We start from the raw sequence: 18,656 nt of genomic DNA, 5'->3' as shown, positions 1-18,656 counted from the left end.
ACTGTTCGCGACGGGCTTTTGCTCATTCACCCAAAAAAGCGTAAAGATTTCCGCGATTTATCCCCCTCCCCCCAATCAGGGCTAACCAGTTGGTTTGTATCAATAGCTTTTACCCCCTACCGCTATCGTCGCAGCGCACGCCGGGCAAATGAGGGCTCATCAACCTTCTCGTATTTGCTGTCACGACAACGTCGTCAAGCGAAAGCAAAAGGACACCATCAAAAAACCAAGAAACGCCCCGCGACCCACCGCCTTGTGCTAGGACCTGTAAAAGCACAGAGACAGTAAGCGACACGGGGCGCGCTTCGGCGTCACAGGGGACGTTTAGAGAACCGCCCAGTAGTGAACATCGTTGTAGCCGTTGAGCTTGAGGACGTCACCAATCTGGTCGACCTTCTTCTTGCCCTCAGGGGTCATGCCATCCGGCATGATCTGCACGTCAGCGCTGTGATCGCCGGTGAAGGTGATGTTGACGTAGTCCTTGCCATCGCGGTGCTCAAGCTCGAAGACGTAGCGGTTGACGGCTAGCTTGCCCGAGTGGAGGAACCCACCCTTGCCCGGAGCGACAACTGCAGTGTCAGCAGAGTTTGCAGGTGCAGCTACTGCCTGTGCGGCAGTGGCAACCGGAGCGGCAAGCACGAGTGCGCCCACACCCCAGACACCGATTTTCTTCAACATGCTCATAGGTACTTCCTTATCTTCTGTGTTTCTGCAGGGTTTCTGCAGATTTGTTCTGTGTTTTTCTGTGACTGTCGGCGCCGCCGTTGTTCGACGGCGTTCAACAGCCACAGCCAATGAAATTGGTCAACTAGTTGAGGCTGAGCCCCAGCGCCCTAGTGCTCTGATCTAGCGCACTGGATTAGCGCACTGGAGTGGCCTCGACGATGATGTTGTCGGCGTAACCCAAGGTGCCGCCGACGAACTCGCCTCCGCAGGTGATGAGGACCAAGCGGTTCTCACCAACTGCGTCGTTGACAGCCTCGGGCATCTGGGCGCCCTTGACCACCTGGATTGGATCCTTGCTGACGGTGAAGTCTCGGCTTTCGCCATCTACCTTCACCGTGACAGTGTCACCAGCTTTCAGGTCCGCGAAACGTGCAGCGTAGCCATCGCCCTGGTCCACCTCATTGACGTGACCGGTAATGACGGACGATCCAGCAGCACCTTCCTCACCGGGAATCGCGGAGGCGGAATACCAGCCAAGGCGCGAAATATCGGTCGGCGGAATCAGAGATCCCTGATCAGTCAGCTGAACGAAATCAATCGGAGCCGACTTACCATCAATGAGCATCTCCATCTCGTGCACGGCTCCCCGAGAACCCTGTGCTGGAGTGGGCAGATTCTCCTGCGCACCATCGAGCGCTGAATCATTGCGGTTCAGTTGGGCAATCACCAGCAGAGCGATAACGCCGATTAATGCGATAGCGGCGATATACACCCTTGGCTGCTTCCACCAAGGCACGTCCTGCAGGTCTTCGACTTGGCTGTCGGCCGGGTCTTCGGCCTGGTCAAACGGATCAACGTGGTCGAGTGCGCCAGTTTCGGTTTCCGGTTCGATGCCTGGTGTGTTTCCAGGTTCCTTGCCGGTCTCGTCCGAGCCAAACTGATCAGTCATGGAATCTCCTTAGTTGGTGGCTACCGTCGGCAGAGCGTGAGTAGCCAAACCGGTCGGGCCAGACGGAACCGAACTAATTGCACGTCGTTCCGAGTTCGGAGCCAACGGCTTTCCGTGGTTCTTCTGCTTATCCTGGCCAGTGCCACCGATGATGGTGACGTTGGTGTTGTTCTGCTCCGAGTGCTGATTAATCACAGTGGTCGGGGTGGCAGAGTCGCTGGTAGGTGCAGAGGAATCGTCGTTAGGCGTGTTCTGCTTGCCCTCATCCTTTGGATGCTCAGATGGCGTGTTCTCCGGGGTCTTGCCGTTCGTGACAGTCTGCTCCGCAGAGTTGATGTCCTTGTGGACAGCAACTTCCTTGCCATTGGCATCGGTCAGAGTCTCGAAGGCAACCTGAGAAGCGCAGTCGCCGTCGGTGATGATGATCGGAACATCAACCGTGCCGGCGGATGCCGTCGGCACAAAGTGCAGGCGGCTCCTAGCGCCAGTGGACTTGCCCGTCTCCTTGCACATCAGCTCACCGGTCAACGTGTACTTCGTGCCCGGCTTCAGGCCAGTGAAGTGCACGGTGTCGATGACGACAGCACCCTTTTCAACCAGACCCTTGCCGGCAATACCGGCAGTAGTCGTGATGGCTGGGTTGTCCTCAGACTGCGCTGGGGTGCTCGGGTGGTTCGGCTTTTCCGGCTGGGCAGGCTTCGTCGGCTTGCTCGGCTTTTCCGGCTGAGCGGGCTTAGTCGGCTTGCTCGGCTTTTCCGGCTGGGCAGGCTTCGTCGGCTTGCTCGGCTTCTCTGGCTGAGCAGGCTTGGCCGGCTTGGACGGCTTTTCCGGCTGAGCGGGCTTAGTCGGCTTGCTCGGCTTTTCGGACTCGGACGTAGACGGAGTTGTCGTCTCAGACGGCTCTTCCGGCTGTGTCGTCTCCGGCTGCTCGGACGGCTCATCGTCGCTCGGCGTTGCCGGAACCGTGGACGTGGTCGGCTCAGTCGAGCTGGTCTCCGGTGCGATCGTCTCCTCGGACGGAGTTTCGCTTTCCTCAGTCGGGGTGTCTTCCGGCTTCTCCGGAACGTCGCCGGTCACGGTCTGGCTAGCGTCGTTGATATCTGCGTGGTCAGCGATCTCATTGACCTGACCAGCGCTTTCCTTACCAGTCGAGTCAACCTCATCAGAGGTCAGGTGCTCGAATACGACGGCCTCAGCAACCGGAGTCTTAACAGAGTCAGACACCTCAAGAGTGACAGTCACAGTACCGCTTGCCGACGTCGGCTTGAACGTCGCCTCGCCATGACCAATCACAGAGCCATCAGCCTTGTTAACCAGTTCACCGGAGAGGGTGTAGTTCTTACCAGGGACCAGACCCTCGAAATGCACGGTGTCGACGACCTTGGCATTAGCCTCAATGCGGTTGCCCTGAAGCTCGGCTACCGTGCGCAGCTCCGGCTCCAGCGGCGTATCAGCGGGCTCGCTCGGCTTAGACGATTCGGTAGTCTCAGTCGGCTCGGTCGGTTCCGTGGTCTGCGACTCAGTGCTGTCAGTCGGCTCGGTCGGTTCCGTCGGAGCGGCCGGCTTCGTGGACTCGGAGGTGTTAGGAGTAGTCGTCGAAGAGCTCGGCTGCTCTTCGCTTTCCGACGTCGTCGGAGTCTCAGACTCACTGGTCTCAGAAGTAGTGGTCTCGCTGGACGACGGCTCCGTTGTCTCTTCGGTCGTCTCCTCGGTCGTCTCTTCGCTCGTCGGGGTCTCTTCGGAGGTCGACGGCTGCTCCGGCTTTTCGCCGTGAACGGTCTGAGCTGCGTCGTTAATGTCCTCGTGGGAGGCGATCTCTACCCGCTGACCATCGGTGTTGTCCTGTCCATCAGCGGTGACCTCTGTCGAGGTCAGCTTTTCAAATGCAACAGCAGCGGAAACCGGCTCATCTACATCATCGGAGACGGTAATCATGACAGCCTGCTCACCCGAAGAGGTCTCCGGAGTGAATTCGACGCTGCCGGTACCCAGGATGCGATCAGCATTGGCCTTGTCCACCAGGGTGGCGTCTAGGCGGTAGTTCTTACCCGGAACCAGGTCAGTGAACTTCACGATGTCCTTAACCACAGCACCCGCGACAATCTTGTTGCCGTTCAGTCGAGCCTGAGTGGAAATCGACGGCTTAAGCGTGGTCGGCTTCTCCGGCTCGGACGGCTTGGTCGACTCGGACGGGGTCGTGGTCTCCGCAGGAGTGGTCGGAGTAGTTGGCTTCTCCGGTTCTGTTGGCTGTTCCGGTTCGGTCGGCTTCTCTGGCTCAGATGGCTTCGTCGGCTCTGCCGGAACTTCACCTGAAGACGGCGTGACATTATCAATCACAATGATGTCTTGTTTCTTACCATTGTTGAAAATGTAGCCAGTGCGGTTCGTACCGTCGACGGTGCCCTGACCGATGTTAGCAGGACCAGTGAGGTAGTCGTAGACAGCCTTCGTCGATGGGTTGTGAATGCCCTGGGAGAAGTCAATGTCATCGGAGAAGTGCCACAGAGCGAACTGAGTTGCGTTATTGGCATCCAGCACATTCAGACGTCCTTTAACTCCAGCTGCCTTCCCCAGTTCATCCAAACCAACAGCTGGCGAACCGTGGTGCGCAATCCAGTTGAGCTTCCGGTATCGGTCAAAGTCGTTCCGCAGCTTGTTATTGGTATCTGTACTGCGCGAGAACTGACTGAAGTTCTGCACACGACCGGTGTCATAAAGATCACCGCCGACGCTGGCCTCAATGCAGTAACCCATTTTGTGGCTACCATATGGAGTTGCAGCCTCGTCAAAGGCCGCAATAAGTGGCCCAAAATCACGGACATTTCCATTGGCTTCAACACCCTTAACTGTTCCAGGAACACTCAAAATCTTCTGGATCGTCAGGGCTTCGCCAGTGTCTTCTGCCTCCTGCGCATGCGCAATTATTGGAGATTTAGCGAAGAAAAGAGCGAGCACAGCCACGAAGCTAAAAAGCGCCAACCAGCGCTTCTCGTTTGTAAAACGACCGAACATGAGCCCTCCCCCTTCCTTCGATTTCAGTGCGTTATACACCTTTCGCTACCTTTCCAGCCTTCAATTAACAATCAATGACCACGCATAAGCGTCTCCAGCCCCCATCACAGGTAGCCCAGTTGACATCGCCTTCTAATTCTCATTTATAGCGTTGGCCGTCCCCGAATATAACAAATACATTTTATGTTTGTTGAGCCATTTAATTGCCACCCCTATTGTCTTTTATTTCAATGTCAATAATTGTTGTTTGCATATTTTTTCTGGGGTGGACATTTGGACACCACACACATGCCGAACTTCCACCTTTCGCCACGACACCTGGCCATTCAACCCATAAAATCACGACCAACCTGCGCATATGAAGTTTTTTCAATGAATCCCCGCCCATTAATTTGGGTTAGAATGTCTCCCATGTCACGATTTTCATAATTGTGAGTTACGGCACAAATGACACCCCACCCCCACCTAATGAAAATGCAAGCCAATAAATCTCTAAGAGCAAAAATGATGTCTCAAGACTATTTGCAAAAGAATCCCCGGACATCATTTAATAAGCCACATAATTGTGTGCTAATTGCGGCTGCATAAATAATCGCCTCTCCGCCCCAACCTCTCCATCCGCGGTTAATAGACAAAAATGGGTCTGATTCACGGCATTCCAACAGATCACGTTATGTAAAACGCGACTGAATAGGGGACTGCAAATGTGAAACTGTGCGAGTTTATGACGCTTTCAGGACATTTTTCGGGCCATTTTTGACATAAACGCAGTCAGTAACTCGGATCGGCCCAACGTCGCCAGCTATAAACACAAAAAAGCGCCTCCCCACTCCACAAGGAGTGAGAAGGCGCTCGTGCGCTGTTACGTATTAATAGCTGCGAGAGCTAATAGCTGCGCAGTGTCATTGTAGTGCAGTGCCTAAGTCAGCTTAAACGGCCTTAGATAGCCTTTGCACCGGTGAGGTCCAGGTCGACTGGCAGGTTGTCACCCGCACCGTCCTCGGCCAGCAGGCCACCCTGGTTGTTGCCGCCGGTCTGGGCACCCTGCTCCTGGCCGCCAGTCTGGAGGCCACCCTGGTTCTTACCACCGGTCTGCAGGCCCTGCTCCTGGCCGCCAGTCTGAAGGCCGTTCTGATTCTTACCGCCAGTCTGGAGCCCCTGCTCCTGGCCACCGTTCTGCAGACCCTGGTCGCCACCGACGTTCTGCAGGCTCTGATCCTGGCCACCGGTCTGGAAACCGGACTGACGCTCACCAATCTGGCCCTTGTCGTTAACCTGATCGCCGCCGACCTTGTCGCCCTTGTCCAGCTTGTCGCCGCCAATCTGGTCGCCACCGTTCAGCTGGTCGCCGCCAGCGTTCTGGAGACCCTGGTTGCCACCGACGTTCTGCAGAGCGTTGTCCTGATCGCCACCGACGTTCTGCAGACCCAGGTTGCCGCCCTCAGTCAGAGAGTGGAAGTTCGGGAACAGTGAGTCGACCTGAACCAGTGGGCCCTCCGGGAAGTTCACGTTGAACTCAGGTACCGGCAGCGGAGCCGGTGCTGGCAAGCAGGAAATCAGTTCGCAGATGTTGCACAGGTTATCCATGATGATCCTTTAGAAAAATGAAGTGTAGATAAATGGTGTGGCGCGATGCCCAGAGCTGAAGGTAAAGGGCTTCTCGCCTTCTCCTTTGCGGCCACTGCCGTGCTCACACGAAAACCGTACCGGTGATGAAAAACGGTCACAATATAGAAATTCGACCCACTTCAGCCAGGAAATTGGAAACAGAATAACGGCAAAATTTAACCTGCACTTATGCCCAAACGTCGCATGTCACCGGTCACATTGCTAGCCGTTTGGTCACCCCAAACCAGGCTCGCCTTTTCCAGCAGAAAAGCCTCGGCACCTAATGAACTGCTCCCCATTAGTTGGACTGAGAAATCAGTTACCGACTAGTGGGGAGTAGTTGTCATTGAGAGCACGAAGTTCGCTAAGTGAATATCAGCGCGAGCAGTTGGTTGAACTATTTGAGCAAGGCATGGGCTATAGAGCCGCTGCTAATGCTCTGGGTGTCTCCAAACACGCTGTGCGCCGGCTCTATTGTCGGTTTGTGCTGCATGCAGGCTATGTCTTGTGGAGAAACCGACTAAGCAGCAGTATTCGTTTGAGATTAAGAAGGAAGTTGTCCAACGCCACCTTGCTGGCGAGACAGCGATGGATCTTGCGCGTGAATTTGGCCTGTCATCACAGCAGCTGGTCCGCGGGTGGTCGTGGAAATGGCGCAAAGACGGCGATGACGCGTTGAAACCGAAGCCGAAGGGCAGGCCCAAAGGATCGGTCACGCCGAAGCCGCTGTCGGAGGAAGACAAGCTGCGTGGCGAAAACGAACGGTTGCGGGCCGAAAATGCCTATCTAAAAAAATTGCGGGACTTGAGGAATCAGGGACGCGCCTGAAAGTCCAGGCGATTGTCATCCTCAAGTCGCACCACCGCTTGGAATATCTCCTAGAGGCAGCAGGTATGCCACGGTCGACGTTCTTCTACCACCAGAAACGACTCAGTAAGCCAGATAAGCACGCCGTTCTCAAGCAAGCGATTCGGGAAAGCTTCGAGCGTAACAAGCATCGCTACGGCTACCGGCGAGTGCTACTTGACCTACGCAACCAGGGGTGGGTGGTCAACCACAAACTCGTCTACAAACTCATGCGCCAGATGGGGCTTCGAGCTAAGATTCGCCAGCGCAGACCGTATATTTCCTATGTTGGGACGATCAGCCGCATTGCTGACAATAAACTTGACCGCAAATTCACCCCGGATCAGCCAAATACCGTCTTTGTCAGCGACGTCACCGAGTTCAGGGTTGCAGGCCGCAAGGTCTACCTGTCACCGGTGATGGACTTGTTCGACCGTTCAATCGTTGCCCACACTGTGGCTACATCGCCGTCGACAGCGTTGACCACCGATTCTTTGTCCAAGGCGATCGCGGCGTGGGCACCTGAACCCGGGTGGATGATGCACACTGACCAAGGTTTCCAGTACCAGCATGCCTCCTGGCGTGACCTGATTGGCGACAACGGTGGTGTTCAGTCGATGTCGCGTAAAGCCAACTGTTACGACAACGCGGTCATGGAAAATTTCTTCGGGCACGTGAAAACCGAGATGTACCACGGTGAAGTCTTCGACACGGTCGCAGAGTTCAACCAGGCGATCGATGAGTACATCGGGTGGTACAACACCGAACGCGTCCAACAACGACTCAAGGGCCTGACCCCGATGCAATATCGAAATCAGACCCTTGAAGCCCTAACCGCCTAGAGTTAAACCAGTCCAACTTTCGGGGACCAGTTCACCTCGGATCCCCGCGGGGCTTTTTCTGCCCCTCACCCTTTCACTTTTGCTTTAGGTAAGGGTAAGTTAACTCCCACTATGACCTCGAACCCAGTTACCCTGAACACTCCGACGAACACTTCCGCCTACCGCGCGGCCTTTTCTGACCACCTACTCTTGGCCGCCCCTTCTGAACCGCACCATCGAATCATCCGCGCCACTGTTTATGACGTCAGCGCCCCGGCAGAAAACCTGCAGAGGATTGTCATCCGCTCCCCCGAGCTAGTCGGCTTTCAGCTTTCCGGCCCGGACGAATTCTTTGGCCTCTTTATGCCGGCTAAGCCCGGCGAGAATCTCCATTTACCCCTCCACGGAGGTGGCGCCAATATCCGCGCAAGCGTTACAGCCATGCCGGAGACCCAACGCCCAAATTTACGTTGGTACACCGTACGCTCACTCGATCCCGAGTGCGGACAGATAACTTTCGACGTGGCGACACATGGCGTCAAAAATCCAAAGGATGAGCACGTCGGACCAGGGCTCGCCTGGGCTCTTGCAACTCGTGTTGGCGACCAGGTAGGCATCTGGACATGCCAGGGCCTCTGGCACCGCGCGCAAAGTTCACAAACACTTATCGCAGACCCATCTGCCGTACCTTCCGTTCGCGCCATTTTGGATTACGCGGATGCGTTTGCCCCGGAACAGTTGCGCGACATACACCTCGTAGTGGTCGCCGAGAACCATGGTGACCTCGAGCCATCCCTCGTCGCCGACTGGGAGAGCAAGCTGGGCAGCCTAGAAGTGCTGTTTAGCGCTACAACGGACTTCAGCACGGCAGTGATGTCCCACCTACAGCAACTGGACCGTGCCGAACACCCCGCAACACAGTCGAAGTACGTCTGGGTCGCGGGTGAAGGACAGCTCTGCAAGGAAGTACGGCGCCACGCAATTCACACCTGGGGCCTCAATAGCGAATCCGTGCAGTGGTGCCCCTATTGGTTCCTAGGCAGGGCACGGCCTTAATTAGCCACAATCCCTCGCGGCACAATAATCGGAGCCATACCGCGGGGATCTTCCCACACCTCGGCATTCAGGCCATATGCCTCGCGCAACACATCCACCGTCAGAGCCTCCTTTGGAGAACCCTCGGCGATCTTTTCCCCTTCCTTCATGACGATCATCTCGTCGCTAAAAGCTCCCGCCAGGCCAAGATCATGAAGTACGGTAATCACCGTCTTGCCCTCTTGAGCGAGCTCCCGCACGATACTTAGAATCTCTATCGCATGTGCCGGATCTAGGTAGGTAGTCGGTTCGTCCAACAGCACAATTGGCGTATCCTGCGCCAACACCATCGCCATCCAGACCCGCTGCCGCTGGCCGCCAGAAAGCTCCGCCACGTCGCGGGCAACAAGATGGTCAACCTTCGTCTTCTTCAGCGCCTCGCGCACTTTTTCTTTATCTTCTGACGCCGTCGCTCCCCCACCCCAGAGCGATCGACGATAAGGGTGCCGTCCGCGCTCCACAAGTTCTCCAACGGTCAATCCCGCCGGACACAGCGGGTGTTGTGGCAAAAGCGCAATTAGTTGGGCGGCTTCGCGCGACCGCAAACTATGCACGTCCTTTTTCTCTACAAGAACCCGTCCTTCGGCGGGAGCAAGCAGCCGAGAAAGCGTCTTGAGCAACGTCGACTTGCCACAACCATTGGGGCCTAAGAGCGTGGTGACCTTCCCGGGCTCTGCAGTGAAAGACACGTCCTTAACAATGCTTGGGCCGTCGTTGTAGCCCACGGTGACGTGATCAACTTGAACGTTCATTGAACCATTCCTTTCAGAGTTCCGCGACGGGCCGCCAACCACACAAGCAACACCAACGCGGGGCCACCGATGATGGCGGTAACCAAACCCACAGGGGATGTAAATGGCAGTGCGCCCGCCACGACGGCGCACGCAGCTAATAGAGCAGCGCCTGCAAAAGTAGAGCACAACGGATGGGGCGTGGGCGTTCCGGCCACCAGCTTGGCCAGCTGAGGAGCCAATAGTGCCACGAATCCAATTGGGCCGACAAAGGAAACCACCACCGCGACAATGCCCGTTGCGGCAATGAGCAAAATAGCGCGCACCCTCGTGACATTTACCCCAAGTGTGGACGCGGTGGCGTCATCATGAGAAAGAAGAGGGACATCGCGCGTAACACAAAGGCCTAAAACTACGAAGGGCAACAGGCCCAACACCATAGGAAACAAAGCTTCCATACGCACAAAGCCGGTAGACCCAGCGAGCCAAGTTTGGGCATCCGTGGCACGAGTTAAGTCAGCCCGGAGCAGGAGATACTGCACTAAAGACTGCGTGAGGAAAGACAGTGCCAGGCCGATGACCACTACGCGCTGCGACGTCCCGAAGCCACCGAGTAGAACGAGCAAACCAACGATCACTAGTGCGCCAAGCAAAGCGAGTGCAGCACGCCACCAGAACGTCGGCACCCCCTCACTCCATGCAGGGCGGGTAACTACGGTGCCCGCCACAACCAAAACCGCCGCGCCGCCGGATACACCGAGAATGTCCGGGCTGGCCAGCGGATTGCGGGCCATGGTCTGAGTCCACGCACCTGCCAGCCCTAGAGCCGCGCCGACCAGAACGGTAGCGATTGCTACAGGCAGGCGGAGATCCCACACCACGTTGATTGCTTGCTGTGTGCCCCCACCGGTGAGAACCTCGATGACTTCCATCGGGCTGAGCTTCACCGCTCCTTGCCCCAGGATTAAGCAGTAACAAAGAGCCGCTATGAGGGCGAACCCTGCCGAAGCCGCCAGGACGCGTCTGCTTCGTGAACGCTTAATACTACGGATAGACGTCATATCGCTCATATCGTCAGCTCCGAGTCATTCGAGGTCGGTGAACTCTTCTTACGTCGCACCGCCAGAATCATCACTGGGGCACCGACAATAGCTAAGACAATGGACATTTCCAGCTCGTTAGGCTGCAGGACGAAGCGGCCCACAATATCGGCTAGCAACACAGCCGCGCCACCAACAATGCCGGTCGGCAGCAAGAGGCGAGTCAGGGACGGGCCGGTAAACGGGCGTAGTAGGTGTGGCACGGCGAAGCCCACGAATGTCACAAGCCCCACAGTGGCTGTCGCCGAGCCGGCGAGGATGATCACCGCTGCGGCAGCCAACAAGCGGGTTCTCGTGGGCGAGCTGCCAAGGGAACGGGCGGAGTCCTCTCCCATCGCAAGTAGATCCAGCGGGCGTGCTGCAAGCGCACCACATAGAGCACCTAGTGCTAGACCTAAAGCAGCTAAGGCCACGTCTTCCATACCCCGCCCAGCTGTAGAGCCAACGGTCCAGCGGCGGAGCCCTTCCAGGGTGTCGGAAGAATAGAGGCTCAGCATATTCGTGGCCGCTTGCAGGGCGAAGGTAACTCCCACGCCCACGAGTACCAGAGTTAGCGGGTTACGCGATACGCGGGAAATCAACAGCACGATTAAGGCAGCGACGGCCGCCCCGACGAGCCCTACAAGTGTCCGCTCCCCGACCGTCGTTGCCCAGCCCAAGGTCAGTGCCGCAGCGACTGCGAAACTTGCTCCAGCGTTCACGCCGATAATGCCGGGATCTGCCAGGGGGTTGCGGGTCCAGCTCTGAGCAATGGCACCCGCCATAGCCAGGGCTGCGCCTGTGATCACAGCCAAGAGGGTGCGCGGAACGCGCAAGTCCCAAATGATGCCGGATTGCGTAGATGGGTGCGGACCATGCATGAGGATGCTGGTCACTTCGCCAATGGAAAGATCTTTGGAACCCAAGTACAGGGAGGCAAGCAGCAGCAAAGCCAAGCCAACGAGTGCGGCCGAAGTAAGCAAACGCCGGGAAAACACCAAAGAATGTCGAGTTCTTGAAACGGACACTTTCAATTAAATTGCGTCAGAGAACTTGTCGACTGCCCAGGGGATGGTCAATGGGTTCGGCATACTCATTGCATTGCCCACGTTTTCGTCCATCCAGCGGACCTTGCCTTCGCGAACAACGTCCAGCTTGCTGAATGTTGGATCCTTCTTCAAGGTATCGGCGGCACCCTGGTAATCAAGGATGAAGAGGTAATCGACGTTGTTGAGGTCGCTGTAGTTCTCAGGTGCGATGTCGCGGTAGAACTCGCCCCCGTTACCTTCGAGCTCCTTCGGGATCTCGAAGCCCAGACTCTTGATAAACTGCCCGCGACCGTCACCGGAGGTGTACAGGCCGATCTTTCCCTGATAAGGCATGACGATAGCCGCACGCTTGCCTTTGAGCTCAGGGTGCTGCTGTTGGAAATCATCGAAGGCCTTCTGCGTTTCTTCGACGAGTTTGTCGCCTTCTTCTTGCTTGTCTACAGCGCCGGCGATCTGGTTGACCTGATCCCGCCAGGGGATCTGCCAGTCCGTGGCACCGTCTGGCTTAACGGTGGTTGGGGCGATGTCATTAAGCGCCTTCTTCGCCTGCGCGTCTACGGCAGAGTTCACCGCAATGATCTTGTCCGGATCAGCGGCGGAGATCTTCTCCAGGATTTCAGCAGTGAATCCGTTGGCAGTACCGTAAACCACTTCAGGCTTGTTGTCGCCGAGCTTTTCGGTAGCCCATGGGCCGACGCCAGATGCATCAACATCTCCCTCAGCACCCCAGGGCGCTACGAGGACTGGTTGGATGCCTAGAGCGAGCAAGGTATCGCTGTCTCCCAGGCCAACTGCGGCGATGCGCTCGTCCCCGGTGCCCTCATTTTTTGACGCCGCCGCGTCGTCGCCTCGGGAGCAACCAGACAGAACAAGAGTGGATGCTGCCAAGACAGCGGCGGTCTTCAGCGCCGCTCGACGGGTCAGCGAATTGTTTCGAAACATGTGAAAGCCTAACGCGTAAGGAACTCTTTGAAACGCTGTAAAGTACCCGTAGCCCCAAGAGACTGATGGCCTCTTTCGGCTACGGCCAACACAGCAATCGAGCCTATATTACACAGGTAAGGCTAACCACACAACAGGCTACCCTAAATTAGTCCGCTTCCTGCTCGGCCGCTACCGACTCCATCGCCGCCCTGGCCACCGTCGCCACGCTGGCCACCCTAGCCACCCTGGCCACTGTCACCGCCCTGGCCACCCTAGCCACCCTGGCCACTGTCACCGCCCTGGCCACCCTAGCCACCCTGGCTCTCAATGCCGAGATGCTCGCGCTATTGCAACTCGTGGCACCAACTGTCGGAAAAGTTGCACTTCGAAGGTCGAAATGTCGCTAGAACGGGAATCTGTCAGCACAGGCGCGCCTCCGAATTTTGCGTCAATTCCCTGACCTGCAGTTTTGCGGAGCTGCAAGTCAGTGTCTTTAACGCATTCCCGTTCTAGCGACATTCACCCCTGCTAGCGCCCCAAATACGGCGCCGTCGGCCACGCATTCCCGGTCTAGCGACATCTGCACATCCTCACGCCACCAAATAGGGCGCCGGCGCCTCCCGTCACGCAATCCCCCCAGCACTGCGCTCGCACAATCTCACATTCCGCTGGCGCTGCAGCCAAGCGGAAAGCGTGGGCGTCAATAAGAAAAAATAGGCCCCCCTACCGCAACAATGTGAACTGCTCCCCATTAGTTGGACTGAGAAATCAGTTACCGACTAGTGGGGAGTAGTTGTCATTGAGAGCACGAAGTTCGCTAAGTGCCGAGGCTTAACTTTTTGCGCTTTTAAGTACTGCGCTCAACTACTGGTCAGCGACCAACAACTCCGCAATCTGGATGGTATTCAGAGCAGCGCCCTTACGCAGATTGTCGCCAGAGACAACCAGCACCAGGCCACGCCCCTCCGGAACCGACTGATCGACACGGATACGACCCACCAGGGACTCATCCACACCAGCGGCGGCAAGCGGATTCGGAACGTCAACGACCTTCACGCCCGGCGCGGACTCCAGCAGCTCGGTTGCCTTCTCCACGGACAGCGCATTCTCAAACTCAGCGTGAATCACCAGCGTGTGGCCAGTGAACACCGGAACACGCACACAAGTACCAGCAACAGCCAGCTCAGGGATAGACAGAATCTTGCGGGACTCATTGCGGAGCTTCTGCTCCTCATCGGTCTCCAGTGAACCGTCATCAACAAAGTTTCCAGCCACCGGCAGCGCGTTGAAAGCAATCGGTGCGACATACGGACCAAAGTCCTCCGCAACCAGAGCCGAACCATCAGTGGTCAGCTTCTCCAGGTTGTCGATGTTCTCGCGCACCTGGCCAGCCAGAGTATTCACACCAGCAAGGCCCGAACCCGAGACCGCCTGATAGGAGGACACACGCAGACACTGCAACCCGGCCTCGTCGTGAAGCGGCTTGAGAACCGGCATCGCGGCCATGGTGGTGCAATTCGGATTCGCGACAATGCCCTTCGGGATGTCCTGCAAAGCATCCGGGTTGACCTCGGAGACCACCAACGGGACCTCCGGATCCTTACGCCACGCCGACGAGTTATCAACAACAACAGCGCCAGCAGCCGCAAAACGCGGCGCCTGCTCCTTCGACAGCGTGCCGCCAGCGGAGAACACCGCGACATCAATGCCCTTCAGATCCTCATCCGAAGTAGCCGCGACATCCTCGACAACAATCTTCTCGCCGCGGAACTCCAACTCCTTGCCCGCACTACGAGCAGAAGCGAAGAAACGAACCTTATCGGCCGGGAAATTACGCTCCGCCAACAGGGTGCGCATCACACGACCAACCTGGCCAGTGGCACCAACAACAGCAATCGTGGTCATTAGAACTCCTTAACGTCCCGTACCAGCGTAAACAACAGCCTCAGTGTCGCCACCGAGATTGAAAGCGTCGTGCAGGGCCTTCACAGACTTGTCGACATCCTGGTCATTAACCAGCACCGAGATACGAATCTCAGAAGTGGAAATCAGATCGATATTCACACCCTCATCAGCGAGCGCCTCACAGAACGTCGCAGTCACACCCGGGTGGGACTTCATGCCAGCACCGACCAAGGAGACCTTGCCCACGTGATCGTCGTAAAGCACGTCCTTCCAGTCGTTGTCAGCCTGCAGCTTCTTCAGCAACGCCATCGCCTTCGGAGCATCCTCGCGCGGGCACGTGAAAGTAATGTCAGTGCGGTTATCCGCGACGGTGGAGACGTTCTGCAGCACCATATCGATGTTGATCTCCGCATCCGCCACCGCACGGAACATCTTCGCCGCCTGGCCCGGATCATCCGGAATGCCCAGCACGGTCACCTTCGCCTCGGAGCGGTCATGCGCCACACCGGTCAACACTGCTTCTTCCATAGGGATATCCTCCATCGATCCATCAACAAGGGTGCCAAGTTCATTGCTATACGACGAACGCACACGCAACGGGACATTAAACGCGCGGGCGTATTCGACACTTCGCAGCTGCAAAATCTTCGCGCCAACCGCGGCCATCTCCAGCATCTCCTCGAAGGAAATGGTGTCCAAGCGCTGTGCATCCGGCACAATGCGCGGATCCGCCGTGTACACGCCATCCACGTCGGAGTAAATCTCGCAGACGTCTGCCTCCAGAGCTGCCGCGAGAGCGACCGCAGTGGTATCCGAGCCACCACGGCCCAGCGTAGTGACGTCCTTGGTCTCGCGGTTCACACCCTGGAAACCGGCAACCAGGCAGATGTGGCCCTCGTCGAGAGCCTCACGGACACGGCCCGGAGTGACCTCGACAATGCGGGCGTTACCGTGGCGCTCCGTGGTAATTACGCCGGCCTGCGAACCGGTAAAAGAACGGGCCGAGGCGCCGAGGCTTGCGATTGCCATAGCGACCAGCGCATTGGAAATACGCTCACCGGCGGTCAGGAGCATGTCCATCTCGCGTCCCGGCGGGACCGGGTTGACCTGTTCAGCGAGGTCCAGAAGCTCATCGGTGGTGTCGCCCATTGCCGAGCAGACAACCACGACGTCATTGCCCTGCTTTTTGGTTTCCACAATTCGTTCTGCAACACGACGAATGCGTTCGGCGCTCTCCAGGGATGAACCACCGTACTTCTGCACAACCAGTGCCATGGTCGGCAACCTCCAAAAACTAGGCAACTATATGCACGTAACTATTATTGACTCAATTTACTTGAGTCGCATTCGTAATTACATAGTGGGTTACCAAAACGTAGCTTGCGGGGGTTGTGTGGAGGGTTTGGATCGGGTTGCGTGGGGGTTTGCGGGGTTATTGGGCATGGGTTGGGTGCGGATCGGACGCTGCTGCGGGCTGCAAATGTGAAACTGACTAAGTTTATGACAAAAATATGCCCTGAAACTTGTCAAAACTGACATAAACCTAGTCAGTAACTCTCGGTACTGTGCCAAGAACTCCGGGCTCAGCCAGCTCCACTCCGGGCTCCCCGGCCCGAGCTCAGTCAGCATATCGGCCGAACCAGCTAATTCCCGAGGCGCTGCGGGCACCAACCACTGCCCCGCCCAACCCCTGCGAAGTGGACATGACAAGTGTTGCATGCCTAGCATTCCCTACGTGAACAATGACCTTCTCGCTGCGATACTGGCACTGCTGTCCGCACTCAGCATCGCGTGGGGAACCGTCATCCGCCACAACCTCTCCGGAACACTGGAAGAGGGCACCAGCACACTTCGCGGAGTGGCGAAGACCCTGAAGCTGCCGCGCTGGTGGCTGGGCTCGGGCCTGGCGATTGCCGGGTATGTATTTCAGGTCGCGGCGTTGGCATTCGGCACGTTGCTCCTGGTGCAGCCGTTGCTGGTCATGAAGCTGATGCTCACGCTCCCGCTCGCGGCGAAGGTCAACGGTCGGCGGATTTCGCGGTCAGAGATGATCTGGTCCGTGGCGCTTACTTTTGCGGTGGCGACGCTGGTGTTGCTCGGCAAGCCGACTGCCGGCTCCACCGATATCCCCACCTACCTGTGGGGATGGGCTCTCGCCGTCGGTGGCGTGGTCACCTGCGGGCTTTACGCCGCTGCAGTTCAGTGGCCCAACACCGGCACCGGCGCCGGCGGCGGCTCAGACACCAAACAGCGCGGAGTGCTGCGCCAGAACCCGAAGGCCCTACTGCTCGGCACGGCAACCGGCTGGCTGTACGGCTTCGTCGCGTTGCTGTCTAAGTCGGTGGTCGATACTTATGTCAATGACGGGCTCGTCCAGCTCCTGCTCTCCTGGGAACTCTGGCTGCTTGTGGCACTGGCGGTTATTGGCGTCGGCCTGCAGCAGGCGGCTTTTAACGCGGGGCCGTTGCAGGCTTCGCTGCCAGCTATGACCGTCGTGGAACCGATCGTTGCCTTCAGCTTGGGATACATCGTTCTTGGTGAGCGCTTCCAGGCAGTTGGTGTGCAATGGGTAGCGCTGTTTATCGCACTGGTAACCATGATTTCTGCCACTATTGCCCTGGCGGCTCGGCCGGCAGAGGCCACCTCCACAAGCGCCGCAAGCGCCCCAAGCACCGCAAACACCGACACCCCAAGCACCGCAAGCACGGCAAACACCGACGCCCCAAGCACCGAAATCACCACCACAGACTCCACCGATGCCGCCGCGCGGTAAGTAGAGTTCAACTCTCCCGGGCCGCATGACATAAATTGGTATTTGCACTTATTAAGTCGTTAGCGATTTGTCGGCCTGGCTATCCCTGCCCGGGAACTGTCCCTGGTGAGAAAGACCCGTGGCCGCTATGCACAAGGTCACCAAAGGTAGGACTCGATGGGGCGTCATTCCCATTCCAAGCGGGCAACTTCCAAGCGGGCACCCAAACCGGCATCTAAGCGGAAGTCCGAACGCGCAAACAGCACCAGCGCCGCAACCAAAACCGCCGCAACCAACACCAAAGCAAAGCCCCAAAAGGGCAAGAAGCTCAACTCGAACACCATCATCGCCCTGCTGTTGATCATTGGCGGTTTGGGCGTGCTGCTGTACCCGGTTGTCGCAACGCAGTGGAACAACTTCCTGCAGGCCCGCGCCGCAGATGAGTACTCCAAGCTGGAGAAATCCGCTCCTCCTGAGGTCTTGGACACCGCCTGGAACGAGGCCCATGAGTACAACGCCAGCCTCGGCGAGGTCAATCCGGGCGATGCCTGGACCACCTCTGATGACGAGTCTTCCCCGGAGTACCAGCGCTACCGCCACTACCTCGACGTGCTTGGCGAGACCGACGCGCTCGGCCGCATCGTCATCCCGTCCATCAACTCTGACCTGCCCATTTTCCATGGCACGTCGGAAAAGTCGCTCTCGCGCGGTGTCGGTCACCTCTACGGCACCGACTTCCCGGTCGGCGGCGTGGGCGAGGGCGAAGGTCGTCACGCGTCGCTGTCCGCGCATACGGGTCTGCAGAATGCGACGCTGTGGGACAACCTCGACAAGGTCAAGAAGGGCGACGCGTTCTACATCGCAGTCGCGGGTCACAAGTTGAAGTATGAGGTCCACGACGTAGCCGTCGTAAAGCCGGATGAAACCGATGCTTTACGACGCGTCCCCGGAGAAGACCTGATCACCCTGATTACGTGCACGCCTTACGGCATTAACACGCACCGCCTGCTGGTGACGGGGCACCAGGTGCCGATGGATCCTGACGAGGAATCCGTGTTCGACGGCAGCGGTTCGCAGTGGCAGTGGTGGATGTGGGCCATCCTGGCAGCAGCGGCGGTGATTATTGCGCTGCTGATTTGGTGGCTGCGGAAGCTCTCGCGCGACGGCAAGAGCGAACCGGAGGCCGAGCGCGAGAGCGACGAGGCGGAGGATTAGGCCC

Annotated in this window: 13 protein-coding genes and 1 pseudogene; 4 read left to right on the top strand and 10 right to left on the bottom strand. The window is 57.6% G+C overall.

From position 1 onward, the window contains the following. Positions 1-324: 324 nt before the first annotated feature. The 4 genes from CRD18_RS08500 to CRD18_RS08485 form a co-directional block, all read right to left on the bottom strand. Positions 325-684: a hypothetical protein gene (locus CRD18_RS08500; protein ID WP_005511660.1), complete on the bottom strand. Its 360-nt coding sequence runs from the start codon at positions 682-684 to the stop codon at positions 325-327. Positions 685-859: 175 nt separating this feature from the next. Beyond that, entirely contained in the window at positions 860-1,615 is a 756-nt protein-coding gene (locus tag CRD18_RS08495) for a class F sortase (protein WP_016421895.1), read from the bottom strand. 9 nt (positions 1,616-1,624) lie between these two features. Further along, positions 1,625-4,627 (bottom strand): VaFE repeat-containing surface-anchored protein, encoded by a 3,003-nt coding sequence (locus tag CRD18_RS11185; RefSeq protein WP_187406654.1) that lies wholly within the window; start codon positions 4,625-4,627, stop codon positions 1,625-1,627. A 939-nt stretch (positions 4,628-5,566) separates the two neighbouring features. Continuing rightward, a complete protein-coding gene (locus tag CRD18_RS08485; protein WP_147766019.1) occupies positions 5,567-6,214 on the bottom strand; it encodes a DUF4175 domain-containing protein in 648 nt (215 codons plus the stop codon). A gap of 455 nt (positions 6,215-6,669) precedes the next feature. Between CRD18_RS08485 and CRD18_RS08480 the strand changes: the two are divergent. Beyond that, positions 6,670-7,923 (top strand): annotated as a pseudogene (locus CRD18_RS08480) (IS3 family transposase). Between the two features lie 111 nt (positions 7,924-8,034). Then, positions 8,035-8,958, top strand: a complete 924-nt coding sequence (locus tag CRD18_RS08475) for a siderophore-interacting protein (protein WP_016421889.1) — start codon at positions 8,035-8,037, stop codon at positions 8,956-8,958. On the opposite strand, the gene CRD18_RS08470 is transcribed toward CRD18_RS08475, so the two are convergent. The 6 genes from CRD18_RS08470 to CRD18_RS08445 form a co-directional block, all read right to left on the bottom strand. Beyond that, positions 8,955-9,749, bottom strand: coding sequence for an ABC transporter ATP-binding protein (locus CRD18_RS08470; RefSeq protein WP_016421888.1), 795 nt, complete (start codon positions 9,747-9,749; stop codon positions 8,955-8,957). The two genes, CRD18_RS08475 and CRD18_RS08470, sit on opposite strands and share 4 nt — an antisense overlap. After that, entirely contained in the window at positions 9,746-10,798 is a 1,053-nt protein-coding gene (locus CRD18_RS08465) for an iron chelate uptake ABC transporter family permease subunit (protein WP_016421887.1), read from the bottom strand. Before CRD18_RS08465 ends, CRD18_RS08470 begins: the two co-directional genes overlap by 4 nt. Then, entirely contained in the window at positions 10,795-11,790 is a 996-nt protein-coding gene (locus tag CRD18_RS08460) for an iron ABC transporter permease (protein ID WP_222865141.1), read from the bottom strand. The genes CRD18_RS08465 and CRD18_RS08460 overlap by 4 nt, the downstream gene beginning before the upstream one ends. A gap of 51 nt (positions 11,791-11,841) precedes the next feature. Continuing rightward, positions 11,842-12,798 (bottom strand): iron-siderophore ABC transporter substrate-binding protein, encoded by a 957-nt coding sequence (locus tag CRD18_RS08455; RefSeq protein WP_016421885.1) that lies wholly within the window; start codon positions 12,796-12,798, stop codon positions 11,842-11,844. An 846-nt stretch (positions 12,799-13,644) separates the two neighbouring features. Beyond that, on the bottom strand, positions 13,645-14,685 hold the full coding sequence (locus CRD18_RS08450; RefSeq protein ID WP_187406653.1) for an aspartate-semialdehyde dehydrogenase: 1,041 nt from the start codon (positions 14,683-14,685) through the stop codon (positions 13,645-13,647). Between the two features lie 9 nt (positions 14,686-14,694). Continuing rightward, complete coding sequence (locus CRD18_RS08445) at positions 14,695-15,960, bottom strand: aspartate kinase (RefSeq protein ID WP_048733180.1); 1,266 nt, start codon at positions 15,958-15,960, stop codon at positions 14,695-14,697. Between the two features lie 460 nt (positions 15,961-16,420). Here CRD18_RS08445 and CRD18_RS08440 point away from each other — a divergent pair, with 460 nt between their 5' ends. Continuing rightward, the gene (locus tag CRD18_RS08440; RefSeq protein WP_187406652.1) at positions 16,421-17,458 is read left to right on the top strand and encodes a DMT family transporter; all 1,038 of its coding nucleotides are present in this window, start codon (positions 16,421-16,423) and stop codon (positions 17,456-17,458) included. A gap of 156 nt (positions 17,459-17,614) precedes the next feature. Beyond that, positions 17,615-18,652: a class C sortase gene (locus CRD18_RS08435; protein WP_187406651.1), complete on the top strand. Its 1,038-nt coding sequence runs from the start codon at positions 17,615-17,617 to the stop codon at positions 18,650-18,652. Positions 18,653-18,656 lie beyond the last annotated feature (4 nt).

The organism is Corynebacterium sp. LK31, assembly GCF_014335015.1.
Lineage (GTDB): Bacteria > Actinomycetota > Actinomycetes > Mycobacteriales > Mycobacteriaceae > Corynebacterium > Corynebacterium jeikeium_D.
The sequence above is the reverse complement of the archived record's forward strand: the minus strand, read 5'-3'. Positions and strand labels throughout refer to the sequence as shown.

Bases quoted from the DNA above. Each gene is read 5' to 3' on its own strand.
- CRD18_RS08500 (WP_005511660.1), bottom strand. From the start codon at position 684: ATGAGCATGTTGAAGAAAATCGGTGTCTGGGGTGTGGGCGCACTCGTG.
- CRD18_RS08495 (WP_016421895.1), bottom strand. From the start codon at position 1,615: ATGACTGATCAGTTTGGCTCGGACGAGACCGGCAAGGAACCTGGAAAC.
- CRD18_RS11185 (WP_187406654.1), bottom strand. From the start codon at position 4,627: ATGTTCGGTCGTTTTACAAACGAGAAGCGCTGGTTGGCGCTTTTTAGC.
- CRD18_RS08485 (WP_147766019.1), bottom strand. From the start codon at position 6,214: ATGGATAACCTGTGCAACATCTGCGAACTGATTTCCTGCTTGCCAGCA.
- CRD18_RS08475 (WP_016421889.1), top strand. From the start codon at position 8,035: ATGACCTCGAACCCAGTTACCCTGAACACTCCGACGAACACTTCCGCC.
- CRD18_RS08470 (WP_016421888.1), bottom strand. From the start codon at position 9,749: ATGAACGTTCAAGTTGATCACGTCACCGTGGGCTACAACGACGGCCCA.
- CRD18_RS08465 (WP_016421887.1), bottom strand. From the start codon at position 10,798: ATGAGCGATATGACGTCTATCCGTAGTATTAAGCGTTCACGAAGCAGA.
- CRD18_RS08455 (WP_016421885.1), bottom strand. From the start codon at position 12,798: ATGTTTCGAAACAATTCGCTGACCCGTCGAGCGGCGCTGAAGACCGCC.
- CRD18_RS08450 (WP_187406653.1), bottom strand. From the start codon at position 14,685: ATGACCACGATTGCTGTTGTTGGTGCCACTGGCCAGGTTGGTCGTGTG.
- CRD18_RS08445 (WP_048733180.1), bottom strand. From the start codon at position 15,960: ATGGCACTGGTTGTGCAGAAGTACGGTGGTTCATCCCTGGAGAGCGCC.
- CRD18_RS08435 (WP_187406651.1), top strand. From the start codon at position 17,615: ATGGGGCGTCATTCCCATTCCAAGCGGGCAACTTCCAAGCGGGCACCC.